At 59.7% G+C, this 12,653-nt stretch carries 9 protein-coding genes; 4 read left to right on the top strand and 5 right to left on the bottom strand.

Going from position 1 to position 12,653, the window contains the following annotated elements:
• Positions 1–5: 5 nt before the first annotated feature.
• The 3 genes from bcsB to bcsQ are packed head-to-tail and all read right to left on the bottom strand — an operon-like array spanning position 6 to position 5,649.
• Positions 6–2,279: a cellulose biosynthesis cyclic di-GMP-binding regulatory protein BcsB gene (gene bcsB, locus ACGJAX_RS06725; protein ID WP_390958006.1), complete on the bottom strand. Its 2,274-nt coding sequence runs from the start codon at positions 2,277–2,279 to the stop codon at positions 6–8.
• Positions 2,279–4,501, bottom strand: coding sequence for a UDP-forming cellulose synthase catalytic subunit (gene bcsA, locus ACGJAX_RS06720; protein ID WP_247256748.1), 2,223 nt, complete (start codon positions 4,499–4,501; stop codon positions 2,279–2,281). Before bcsA ends, bcsB begins: the two co-directional genes overlap by 1 nt.
• Positions 4,498–5,649, bottom strand: coding sequence for a cellulose biosynthesis protein BcsQ (bcsQ, locus tag ACGJAX_RS06715; protein ID WP_390958004.1), 1,152 nt, complete (start codon positions 5,647–5,649; stop codon positions 4,498–4,500). Before bcsQ ends, bcsA begins: the two co-directional genes overlap by 4 nt.
• A 579-nt stretch (positions 5,650–6,228) precedes the next feature.
• On the opposite strand from bcsQ, the gene ACGJAX_RS06710 reads away from it, so the two are divergent.
• Positions 6,229–6,594, top strand: coding sequence for a tryptophan synthase subunit beta (locus ACGJAX_RS06710; protein ID WP_247256750.1), 366 nt, complete (start codon positions 6,229–6,231; stop codon positions 6,592–6,594).
• Positions 6,595–6,742: 148 nt separating this feature from the next.
• Here the strand turns inward: ACGJAX_RS06710 and lapD are convergent, their stop codons facing one another.
• Positions 6,743–8,689, bottom strand: coding sequence for a cyclic di-GMP receptor LapD (lapD, locus tag ACGJAX_RS06705; protein ID WP_390958001.1), 1,947 nt, complete (start codon positions 8,687–8,689; stop codon positions 6,743–6,745).
• Between the two features lie 14 nt (positions 8,690–8,703).
• Positions 8,704–9,396 (bottom strand): cysteine protease LapG, encoded by a 693-nt coding sequence (gene lapG, locus ACGJAX_RS06700; protein WP_390957999.1) that lies wholly within the window; start codon positions 9,394–9,396, stop codon positions 8,704–8,706.
• Between the two features lie 194 nt (positions 9,397–9,590).
• On the opposite strand from lapG, the gene ACGJAX_RS06695 reads away from it, so the two are divergent.
• The 3 genes from ACGJAX_RS06695 to ACGJAX_RS06685 all read left to right on the top strand — a co-directional run bounded on the left by ACGJAX_RS06695 (position 9,591) and on the right by ACGJAX_RS06685 (position 12,649).
• Positions 9,591–10,301, top strand: coding sequence for a GntR family transcriptional regulator (locus ACGJAX_RS06695; RefSeq protein WP_247256753.1), 711 nt, complete (start codon positions 9,591–9,593; stop codon positions 10,299–10,301).
• A gap of 645 nt (positions 10,302–10,946) precedes the next feature.
• Positions 10,947–11,723: a DUF3050 domain-containing protein gene (locus ACGJAX_RS06690; protein WP_390957997.1), complete on the top strand. Its 777-nt coding sequence runs from the start codon at positions 10,947–10,949 to the stop codon at positions 11,721–11,723.
• Positions 11,720–12,649, top strand: coding sequence for a diiron oxygenase (locus ACGJAX_RS06685; protein ID WP_390957995.1), 930 nt, complete (start codon positions 11,720–11,722; stop codon positions 12,647–12,649). Before ACGJAX_RS06690 ends, ACGJAX_RS06685 begins: the two co-directional genes overlap by 4 nt.
• The last annotated feature ends 4 nt before the right edge of the window (positions 12,650–12,653 follow it).

Genomic DNA, 12,653 nt, shown 5'->3' with positions numbered 1-12,653 from the left:
CGATCTCAGTTGCTCAGCCGCTGTTTGGCACGCGAACGCAGCGACAAATAGGCCAGGCAGCTGAGCAGCACCACGCCCAGGCCGGTCAGCAGCAGCGTCAGACCGACGTGGCGCGACAGCATCCATTCCAGGCGTTTGAACGGGCCCAGTTCGCCGACGTAGTACTGCTCGTCCGCCACCAGGGGCTCGATGGTTTTGCCGCGCACCACCACCAGACTGCCCTGGATCGACTGGGTGTAATCCTCGCCACCGATCAAGGCATTGGTTGCATCGGCCAGGCCTTGCGGCTGGCCGCTGGCGATCACCACCACGCTGCGACCGCTTTTGAGCGGCGATTCGAAACCGGTCAGGTATGTGCTGCGCGCACCGCCGGAGAAGGCCATGGCCAGACGAGCCTTGCGCTGGTTCGCCTCAGGATCCGGGCTGAACCAGTCACGCACACGCATCGGCAGATCGGACAGGTGGAAGCTTTGCTGGTCGCCGATATCGGCAGCCGGCAGGCGATCGGCCCACTGGGTCAGCAATGGCTGATTGTTGCCGGCCGCAAACACCAGCAAGTCTTTATCCGCCGCCGCCTGGACCTGCGCCGCCTGCATCACCTGCACGCCAGTGGCCGGGTATCCGGTGGACTGGCCGAAGCGGCCGAGCACCGTCAGGTACGCATCCAGCTCGGCAGCGCCGGCGTTGTCCGGCAGCACCACGGCGGTCTGCGACAGATCCGCCAGACGGGTGAACGGGAAGCCTGCGTCCTTGAATACGCCGAGGTTCGGCATGGCCATGAAGTGGTCGTAGCCAGTCAGGTCCAGGGTCGATTCCGGATCGACGCTGCCGCGCATGTTGTCGATGATGATGTCGCCACATTCGCCCTGCTTGATGTAGTCGAACATGAAGCGCAGTTGCAGGCGCGATTGCAGGGCCACCGAGTTCAACGGCAGGCGCACGCGGGTTTCGCGGTTCAGCGTGTCGTCGTTGATCTTCAGGGCTTTCAATACGCTGCTTTCGAGTTTGTCCTGAGGCAGCAGGTTCTGCGACTGGATCAAGCCATCGTTGAAGCTGACGATGAACGAGGAGTTGCTCGATTTTTCCTGTGGTGTGTAGCGGTATTTCAGGTTCAGCGGCGCCCCTTCATCACGCCAGGTAAACAGGTCTGGCGGGAAATTCAGCGGCACGGTGATGTCGCCCGGGTTGTAGCCCGACACATTGAATTGTTTGGCCGGCAGCAGCTCGCCGAGTTTGACCGGACGATCGCTCGGCAACCAGTTCGGGGCATCGTAAGGCTTGCGTGGTTGCACGGTGTCGAGCCGGTCAATCACCACGCTGCTGCCCGACAGGGCCTGACTGCCCAGCACCAATGCGGTGGTGGCGGTCTTCAATTCGGCGGCGTCGCGACCGCTGATCACCAGCAACTTGCCGTTGGCGTCGTTGGGGTTGGTCATCACGCTCAGGGTCGGGCCCTTGGCCGCGGGCAGGCTCAAACCGCCGATTTGCAGCGCCTCGGGACCGCTGAACAGCAACACAGCGTTGCCGCGGGCGGGGATCTGGTTGATCTGCGTCGAGAACCTCGCACCGCGATAACTGGCCTGGGCACCGAACCACGATGACAGGGCACCGGCCGCTTCCAGGGTGGTGTTGTCAGGCACGCTGGCGAACACGAACGGCAGGCTCAGGGTGCGTGCATCGCGGCGGTCGAAGAATGGCAGCGGCATGATCGACAAATCGTTGGGCAGCGCCAGCGGTGACACGTCAATGCTCAGCGCGGTGGCGTTGCTGATCTTCGCCCACAGGCTGGAGTGCGTCGGATCTTCGCAACTCATGGTGTAGTGACCAACGAATTGCAGGCTCAAGCGGTTGAACTCGGTGATCAGCTGCGGCGGAATGCTGACCTCCCGGGTTTGCAATTGCCCGGCGTTTTCCTTGGGCAATGGCAGGCTCGCGGCCACTTCATCGTTGACGATGACGTTGATCTGCGACAGATCAGCCAGCAAGGCCGGTGAATAGGTGTACTGCAACTTCAGTCTGGCGCCGGTCACGATGGAATCGGCGCGCACATCGAAGTTGACGCTATCGGTGGACTCCACGCCGCGCAGGCTCATCGGATAATTGCGGCCCAGTTGCTTGAGCGTCACGCTGTAGCTGTTGGCGCCGGGCGCGACATCCGCTGGCGCAGTCTCGGCGAATGCCGACGCGCCACCACCCATTGCCAGCAAGGCGCACGTCATGCGTACCAGGGCGCGGCGAGGCTCGCGCAGGTTACCGAAAGCGAAAGACTTCGAGTTCATCACTTGTCCAAAACGTTTTCCAGGGTGGACGGGGAGACGTGGCGACGGCGGAACAGGTTCCGCACTTCCATGACCGTTGCTTTGAAGAGTTCGTAGATACCGCGAAGACCAATGCCGCTGACATCGCGCAAGGCGGCCAGCGGTGTATCGACCTGGCCATTGCCCCAGGTCGATGCCCAGGTGTCGGCGCGCGAGAACGTCAGGCGAATCAGCTCGCTTTGCTGACGCAAGGTCAACTGATCGAATTGCGCGCCCAACAGCCCCTCGCGACTGAATACGACGACGGCAGGGAACACACTCAGCTGTTGATTGCGGAACAGCGATATCTGTACCCGTTCGCCCTTGGGAATCTCGATGCCTTCCGGCAAACGGAACCCCAGGCCTTTTTGCGAGAAGTCCTGCGTCACGCCTTCGATCACGGTGCCATCGGCGCGAGTCAGACGCATCGGCAGGGCCGCCGCCACCCGTGGTTCGGAACGCACCTGGCGGGTTTCGCTGGCCACCGCCACCGAGGCACTGGTGATGATGAGGTTGTAGACCGTCCACGCCAGGTTGATCAGGATCGTGGTGGTGGCGCCCTCGGCACCTTCGATCAGGCGCACCACGCCATAGATCAGACCCGCGGCGTTCAAGGTCAGCAGCACAATGTACGGGCGTGCCAATTTCCACTCGAAATATTTCTTGTCGATTACGCCACCCTTATCGGTCACGTTAAAGCCACCGAACTTGGGGTTGACCAGCGCCATCAGCACCGGGCCCATGATGTACCACGCCAGTACCGTCTCGTAGACCTCGTTCCAGAACGAGTGGCGGAACCGCCCCTGGATGCTGGAGTTGGTCAGGCTGGCGTGCAGAATGTGCGGCAATACGTAAGCGGTGATCATCAACGCCGAGGCGTGGAAAATCTGCGCATCGAAGAACAGGAACGCCAGCGGTGCCGTGAGAAAGGCCAGGCGCGGCAATCCGTAGAAAAAGTGCAGCATCGCGTTCAGGTAGCACAGGCGCTGACCCAGGTTCAGGCCTTTGCCGAACAGCGGGTTGTCTGTGCGAAAGATCTGCGCCATGCCACGTGCCCAGCGAATCCGCTGGCTGATGTGCCGCGACAGGCTTTCCGTGGCCAGGCCTGCGGCCTGGGGAATGGCCAGGTACGCGGTGTTGTAGCCGGCACGGTTCAGTTTCAGCGCGGTGTGGGCGTCTTCGGTCACGGTTTCGACGGCAACGCCACCAACTTCCAGCAACGGTGCACGACGGATCACGGCACAAGAGCCGCAAAAGAACGTCGCGTTCCACAGGTCGTTGCCGTCCTGCACCAGGCCATAGAACAGTTCACCTTCGTTCGGCACGGAGCGGAACGTATTGAGGTTTTTCTCAAACGGGTCGGGCGAGAAGAAGAAGTGCGGCGTTTGCAACATCGCCAACTTCGGGTCCTTGATGAACCAGCCGACACATACCTGAAGGAAGGAGCGGGTCGGCACGTGGTCGGCGTCGAAAATCGTCACGAACTCGCCGCTGGTGACCTTGAGGGCTTCGTTCAGGTTGCCGGCCTTGGCGTGACGGTTGTTGTCCCGGACGATGTAACCCACGCCGATCTGTTCGCAGAACTCGCGGAAGTCTTCACGGCGGCCGTCGTCCAGGACATGCACGCGCAGTTTGTCCTGCGGCCAGTCGATGGCCTGGGCGGCGAAGATGGTGACTTTCACGATGTCGAGGGTTTCGTTGTACGACGGGATGAAGACATCGACCGTAGGCCATTCGCTCGGCGGCCCGCTCATCAGTACCGGTTTGCGGCGCAGGGGCCAGGCGGTTTGCACGTAACCGAACACCAGCACGATCATCGCGTACAACTCGGCCAGGACCAGGCCGTAGCCGAACAGCATATCGACCCAGCCCTCGAAACCAAGGGTGGAGGTAAGTCGCCAGTACAAGTAGCGCAGGGAAGCGGTCAACGACAGCCCGATGAGTATCAGCACGGTCAGGCGCCCGGGAATCTTGCGCAGCACCATTGCCGCAATAAAGCAGCCGAGGGCGAAAGCGCACTGCGAATACAACTCGAACGGCACCGTGATGATGAACAGCGCCAACAGGCCGCACAGCAGCATCACGATGACGCTCAATGCTCGACGCAATGCGGCTGGCAGGCTCTCCAGGCGATCGGAGACCGATTGTGCCCAACGCTGTGTGCGGGTTTGGTCGGCAGTGTCTGGGGCTGAGGTGTTGATCACGAGGCGTAGGACTCTGCAGCTTCCATGGATTTCAGCTGTGCCATGAGCCGGTCACTCAGCAACAGCATGTCGCGGCAAGCCTGGGACGATTCGGCCGTCAGCAGCGGGTTTTGACCATAAGCCAGTGCTTCGCCAACGGCATGGTCGAGCGTCACGACGCCCAGCAGGCGTGAACCCAGGCGGCGCTTGAGCACTTCGTGCATGTCGCTGCAGAACAGGCGAGAGCTGTCGAACTGATTGATCACGTAATTGCACAGCGGCGCCTGGCCGAGGGCCGCGCGCTCCGCCAGTAAATGCTCCATCTGGTCCAGCGTGACGAAACACGCTGCGTCGGCCGTCAGGACGACGAGCACCTGATCCGCCACCATCAAGGCCTGCGTCAGATAAGCGGTACGACCCGGTGGCGTATCAAGGACCACAACATCGTTTTCGTTCAGGTCCATGCTTGCCAGTTGCCGGGCGAGCCAGTAGCGGTCGTTTTCCAGATAGCGCTCAAGGGTGCGGCGCTCGTCCTCCGTCACCGAGCCGTAAGGCAGCAGCAATGAACCGGCCGAGCCGGCCAACAACAGTGACTTCCAGTTCTCACCCTTTAGGCTGGCGTAACCCAGGCCCGCCACGTCTGGCTCCGCGCCCAAGTGATGTTGCAGGGCGTTTTGCGGATCGAGGTCGATGGCCAGGGTCTGCCCGCCCTCTATACGCAAGGCGGTGGCCAGTGCAGAGGCCAGCGTACTTTTACCAACGCCCCCCTTGGCCGACACCAGGGCAATTACGTGAGCCCTGGTTTTGGCCGGGCGACCCTGTGGCAACACTTGGCGTAGCGCCTCTTCGTTGCGCGCTTGCGCTTCGGCCTGACGCGCCAGGGCGACTTCAGCCAGCAGGTGGCGAAGTGGTGCGGCAGGTGTGGCAGGTGCCGGGGTATTAACAGGCGCCAAGGGAGCTTCGACGCCCTGCAAGGAATCGGCAGAAGCCTGATCGCCGGGCTGTAGCGCCGGTTGATCGACTTCAACGACAGGCACCCGCTCAGGAGCCGTCGGCACCAGCGCCAACGGTTTTTCTTTGTACTCGAAATGGCTACCGAACTCGAGATAGCTGTCCGCACTTGCCCCGAACCTGTTGAATAGGTTCGATATATCGTCTGTACGTTTCATAAAAGACTATCCGAGGCGCTGGCACATATTGGGGAGCACGCTGCTCAAGAACTCATCGAAGCTAGCCATCAAAATGGTATCGTCAATATTTTGAACGCCGCAAGTGTAATAGTTGAACGCGATTAAAAAAACCTTTTTTATCGCCATAAAATTGACGAATTAGTGGCTTTTTTATTTGGCGCCTCCTGTTTGCTCTGGCTGCCCAACTGTGCCGCAGGCGAATAACTACGGGGGCTGGCGGCGGCGCGGGATTATCCAGTAAGCACCGGAAAGGCGCACATGGTTTGCGCCGGATGGCACCTCGGTAGATGGACGGCAATCTGAAGATATTGCCAACTCTCAAAGCAATTCGCGGACCATATGAACTATGGTTATAGGCTACATTGTTTGGAATTCAGATATATATGTTCCAAATCAATGTCTTAGTTCCAACTTGGGGATTTTCTTTCCGGCAACGACCTGCACGTGATGACACTCAGTGCAATTGTGAGAGCAAAGAGTGTGCGGTGCGCCCTCTATCAGCGCGATGTTGGCTATGCTGCTGACAGCATGACGCTGTTCACTTATGAGGGAAGTTCGATGTTCTACGTGCAACGCGATTCAGACGGCCAACTGCTGCGCGTGGAAGCCGAAGCTTACGCCGAGTCCACGGAAACGCTGCCGGCCGACCACCCTGACCTTCAGGCCTGGTTCGCCAACGAAATCATGGCCACCAGCCACAAGCAACTGCAGCAGATCAAACAGCTCAAGCAACTGCGCCAGAGCGACCTGGAAATGATCCGGGTACTCGACGACTTGATCGCCGTACTGATCAACAAGGGCGTGATCCTGGTCACCGACCTGCCAGCGCCGGCACAGGCCAAACTCATGGACCGCAGCCAGGCCCGTGAGGCCTTGGGCGGGTTGAGTCAGCTGGTTGAGGACGATGAGGAAGGGTTTATCTGATGCTTCGCTGGCTGTACCGACGCCATCGCGAGCAAGCTCGCTCCCACCCTTGCGCGGTGGCGGTCGCAGGATGTGCGAGCAATACACAAACCTGTGGGAACGAGCTTGCTCGCGATGGCGGCATCACTGACGACACAAACCCAACGCCCTAAGCCCAAGGCCTGGGCTCACCCAACAGCCGCCCCTGGACGCCATACACCCCCATTTCCCGAATCACCCTCAACTCCCCTTCGGTCTCGACCCGCTCGGCAATCAATGGCAAATCGATACTGTGGGCGGCGCGCTGAACCGCTTCGATGAACAGGCGCTTGTCGTTCTCCTGATCAATCGCGCGGATGTAGCTGCCGTCGATTTTCAGGTACGCCAACCCCAGACGCGCCAGGTTACCGATGATGCTGAAGCGGCCCCCAAAGTGCTGCAGGCTCAGCGAGAACCCGAGCTCACGCAAACGCCGCGTCAGGTCTTCGAGCATGGCTTGCTCCGGCAATTGCTCTTCGCCGATTTCCAGGGTCAGCCGCGGCCCCAGGCTGGAGTGCGAACGCAGTGTCTCGAAGAGGGCATTCAACGCTTTCGGGTCGTCCAGGGTCGCCGATGACAGGTTCAGTGCCAGCGACTCCTCGTGATCGCCCATCTGCTCCAGCACCAGCTCCAGCATCAGTCGGTCCAATCGTGACACCCAGCCGAACCGTTCGAGCCACGGCAGGAAGCCTCCAGCCGGGATGATCTGGCCCTGATCGTCGATCAGCCGCGAAAGCACTTTGTAGTGCAACACCAGTTGAGTGTCCTGGCTGGCCACCACCGGCTGAAAATACAACTTGAATCGCCGCTGGGTCAGCGCCTGATCCAGCAGGTTGTGCCAGGCATGATGGTCGTCGCCGACGCCGGCCAAGGCACTGCGATCCAGGCAGACCCAGTGCGTGTCGGTCTGACCTTCGGCCTGCGCCAATGCCTGATCGGCCAATGCGAGCACCGCCTGCGGGGTATCGCCATGAATAAACGGCGCCAGCCCGATCGCCGCCACCGAGGCGACGTCCGTGGCACCGGTCGCATGCAGGCTGGCCAGGGCGATGTCGAGGTGCTGCGCCAGTTGCAGGGCTTCTTCACGCACCAGTCCTGGCGCCAGCACGGCAAATTCGCCCCCCCGAATCCGCGTGACGAGGTTGTGCGTCTCCGGGTATCTGGCGCACTCGCGGGACAACTGCTGGCCCACCGCCTGAAGCAAGGCGTCAGTACGCTGTCCACCCAAACGCTGGTTCAGCCCGGCCAGGTCCTGCACGCGCAGCAGCAACAAATACCCGGAGCTGGCCTGCTCGGGATTGCTCACCCGTGCATTGAGCTGCATTTCGAAGTAACGCCGGTTGGCCAACCCGGTCAGGTTGTCCTGATAGGACTCGACCCGCAGTTTTTCACTGCGCTCGGCCTGCTCATGAAACAGCGCCTTGAGCTTCTCGACCATTTGGTTCATGGCCAGCACCACTCGACGCAATTCCGGTGTGCGAGGCAACTCGGGCAGGCTGAGAAATTCGCGTCGGGCAATCGCGTGGGACTGCTGGACCATGTAATCGAGCGGCTTCAATTGTCGACGCAGCAACAGCGCGCCCAATACCGCGCTGACCACGCCACAGGCCAGCAACCAGCCCAGGCTGCCCAGCGCGCTCTGCCACAATTTGGCCAGCGCAAACATCGGGTGACTGACCACCTCGACCCGCGCAGCCTGCTCCCAGCCACGACTGACAATCGCATCGCCCCCGGCGGGCTCCAGGCCAATCAGTTTGACGAACCAGTCCGGCACGTGGGCATCGGTCGGGATGCCGCTGCGTTCGACCAGGGTTTGTTCGGTCTTCAGGTCGACGACGCGGATGCTTGCGTAGTAGCCGCTGTCGAAGATCGAACTGACCAACAACTCGACCATCGCCGGGTCATCGATGTTTGGCGTCAGGGACAGCGCCAGCGCCGTCGCAGCGTCCTGAGCATGGGAGCGCAACTGGTTGACATACTGGGCGCGCGAGCTCTCCAGGCTCACCATGAAGTTGCCGGTGAAGGCGACGACCAGGAACAGACAGATAGCAATCAACAGCTGTTTGAACAAAGACATCTGAGGGCGTGCTCCTAATTAGTCGTCTCGACCGGAAATCCTTCGGCCTGCATTTTTTTCAGCACATCCTGCCAACGGGACAGGCGTTTGGTGTCACCGACCTTCTGGTTGCCCTTGGCACCCGGTAACCACAACCCCTCTGCGTTAAAGGAGTAGACCGGCAGCAAATCCGTTCGTTGGCTGGCCGGCTTGATCGTATCGATCAGGCTATCGAGCACCAGCGGCATGGCGTCCGGGCTTGAGTAGTAGGTCAATACCATGTGCGCGCGATTCAGACTCAGCGCCTTTACGTAGGTGATGCGCAGTTTTTCACTGGCAATGCCGAGGTGGCGCAGGCTGAAATACTTGGCGATCGCGTAGTCTTCGCAATCGCCCGCACCTTTCCACAGGGCTTCGATGGGTGTTGCCCAATAATCCTCCTGGTGCCACAGATCGATGTCCTCGACGTAGCGCAGCTGTTTGTTGAAGAACCGATTGACTACATTCAGCTGTTCCAGCTCGCTGACCTGCTTCTGGGTCGCCAATAAGTATTGCCAATCATCAATGCGCTTCTGGCCTTCACCCAAAGGTCCGTACAATGCCCGCGCCCGGCCGCTGATCAAGGAAAAATCCCAATCGGCCTGCACACCGCCCAGCAGGACGCCGGCCAGCAGCAACGCGCCGAATAGCCAGCGCAACATCCGGGAAATCGGGAAACGTACCGCCAATGCCAGGCATCCAGGGTAGTCAGAGGGAAGTCGGTTGATGGTGTAGGTTAGCCCGGTAAAAAACAACGGTACGCTGAGATCACTGGCGGCACGCTAAACTGAGAGAAGGTGCTCTGTCGGGCGTTTGACAACCCCTCAGGCCACCACTAGTGTCAGTTGGATCCAAAAATACAAGTCAATCATGGTGCGTAGTAGTGACACAAAAGCCCAACCCTCTGAGCAGTATTAAGGTCAACGGGCCGATTCCCGCTCACCTGGCACGCTCGGTGATTGAAGAAACCCTTCGCGCGGCCATTCTCGACGGTCGTATTCCCTGCGGTGCAGCCCTGCGTCAGCAAGACCTGGCCGATCTGTTTGGCGTTAGCCGCATGCCCGTGCGCGAAGCTTTGCGCCAGCTCGAAGCCCAGGCATTGCTTAGCGTGACAGCCCATAAAGGCGCCGTGGTCGCCCCGCTGGTTCAGGGCGATGCCGTGGAAACCTATGCCCTGCGCATCCTGTTGGAGTCCGAAGCGCTGAAATTATCGATTCCGTTTCTTGAAGGCGCGGATATCGAACAGGCAACCCGCTACATCGAGGAACTGGAAAGAGAACAGGACTACACCGAAATCGGCCGACTCAATCGCCTGTTTCACATGTCGCTGTACAGCAAAGCCCCTAACCGTCGACTGCTGAAGCTGGTCGAAGACGGGTTGATCGAGGAAGAGCGCTTTCTGCGCTTCAATCTGGAAGCCATGGGCCTGGGCAAGTTGTCTCAGGAAGATCACCGGGCACTGCTGCGGGCTGCCGAAGAGCGGGACGTCGAAAAATCGGTGAAGTTACTCGAACACCACCTCAATCGTGCGGTCGAGGTCATCACTCGCTACCTGGCCAGCCCTGAGGCTGAGCGCATCAAAACCTCGAAATGACCCCCGTTGACCTGTGGCGATAGCGCCACAGGTCCAGTGTCACGCTTGAAGCCGCACGATCCACTTACAAATTTCCCCCGCCGCCCCCCTCCCGGCCCCTCATACGCCGGTGATAGCGGCTGCCTTGCATTACGCTCACTCTTGGGTCGACAACAAACCATGAACGGGGGACGCGTGCTAACGCTGGCGCAGTCCCCGCACCAGGAACGTACGGAAGGAGCCTGCCTCGGGAAAGGGAGAATCGGTGTCACCCCCGTCAAACTTCCGCCCCTTTCAAATCACCTCAATCATCTGCGTGAAAAAGTTACTTCGAGTGAGGCATTCACTCTTTATCTAAATTCTTACTTATATAACTAGGAAGGAGTAACTACGCCTAAATAAAGCTTATACATAAAGCTTTATTGGGCCGACTCACACCCAGAAAAGTTAAACTTTAAAAACATTTAAAAATAACTTGCCCAGGTCTTAATTCATGTACTAATTTTTCCACACCGTCAGCCAGCAATGGCCGACACAGCAATAACACGCCAATCGCATTACAACTAAAACCCATCAATTCATTTGAGGCGCCTGCTCGCCAGCGGAAAAGTTTACTCAACAGCCGACGCTTTAACACATCACATTTGACTATTTAGAGGTTCACCCATGAAACCCACTAAAGACCGTCTCGCCCAGAAAAAAGCAGAACTTGCTGCACACCCGATATTCCGCGAAATACATTCATTGTCGGTATTACAGCATTTCATGGAAACCCATGTGTTTGCGGTATGGGATTTCATGTCACTGACCAAGCGCCTGCAGCAGGAACTGACTTGCACCCACTTGCCCTGGCTTCCCCCAAGGGACCCACAGGCAGCGCGATTGATCAACGAGATCGTGCTGGGTGAAGAGTCCGATGCGCGTCCGGATCACGGTCACTACAGCCACTTCGAGCTGTACCTGGATGCGATGCGCGAAGTCGGTGCCAATACCGCCGCCATCGAGCGCTTCGTAACGCTGCAACAAGAAGGGGTGAATTACGACGTGGCGCTGCAAAGCGTCGAGGTCGATCCGGCGACCGCGCGATTTGTGCGCCAAACGTTGCACACCGCATTGCATGCGCCGGACCACAGCGTGGCGGCGGCGTTCCTGCATGGTCGCGAGAGCGTCATCCCGCCGATGTTCCAGCGCATTCTCGACGACTGGGGCATCGGCATTGAACAAGCCCCCACCTTTCGCTACTACCTCGAACGGCACATTGAAGTCGACTCGGAAGACCACGGCCCGGCTGCGGAAAAACTTCTCGACCGACTGATCGATGGCGATCCGCATCGTGAAGAAGACATGTACGCCAGCGCAATCGCCGCCGTGGAAAGCCGCATCGCGCTATGGGACGGCCTGCGCCTGAGCATGAGCCAACGCAGCGCGCAGGTGAGCGCATGAACGCCGCCGACTACCAATCCTTCGCCGACGCCTGGGAAAGCCGTGCGACCATTCGCACCCGCCCGCGTCGCGTGCTGGAGAACGACGACAAACTGATCTATCCGCTGAGCCGCCAACCGCTGGTGCTCGGTGAAACCTTCCTGCGCGAGTGCCCGCAGCTGCGCGACTTTGCCCTGGTGCAGACGCTCTACAAATTCATCAACGACGTGGTGATTTTCGAAACAGAGATCGTCGACAAGACCGCCCGCAACATTGCCAAGAATCGCTTCGACGTGACCTTCCCGTTCGCCTGCCGTTATGACGCCATGACGGTGGTCGTGGACGAGGATTACCACGCCTTGGTGGCGATGGATTTCATGCAGCAGACCGTCGCCATGACTGGCATCGCGCCCATTGAGCTGCCGGGCGAAATCGAGCTGAGCCGGGCGATCCCGGCGGCCGTGGCACTCGCGCCGCAGCACCTGCGTGGCGCCGTGGAACTGATCTGCGTGGCCATCGCCGAAAACACCGTGACCGGCGATGTGGCGGCCTTCGCCAAGGACGACACGATCAAGCAATCGATCAAGGGCCTGATGGCCGATCACTTGCTCGATGAAGGCCGGCACTCCGGTTTCTGGTCACGGATGGTGCGCATCTACTGGCACACCGCAAGCGAGGGCGACCGCCACTGCATCGCGCAGATTCTGCCGGTGTTCATCGGCCACTACCTGACCAACGATATCCAGAGGTCCTTTGATTTGCGCTTGATCGATGCCCTGCCGATCAGCGACAGGGTGCGCCACGCCCTCAGGAATGAAGTGTCCGGAGTGGCCTTTCCAATCAATCGCCATCACCCGCTGGTCGCCAACATCGTGCAGTTCTTCCGCAGCAGTTCGCTGCTGGATTCGCCGTGCGTGCAAAGCGCCTTGCGCGATTACTTGATTTGACGAG

It is taken from the genome of Pseudomonas moorei, from assembly GCF_042846945.1.
Taxonomy (GTDB): Bacteria; Pseudomonadota; Gammaproteobacteria; order Pseudomonadales; family Pseudomonadaceae; genus Aquipseudomonas; species Aquipseudomonas moorei.
The sequence above is the reverse complement of the archived record's forward strand: the minus strand, read 5'-3'. Positions and strand labels throughout refer to the sequence as shown.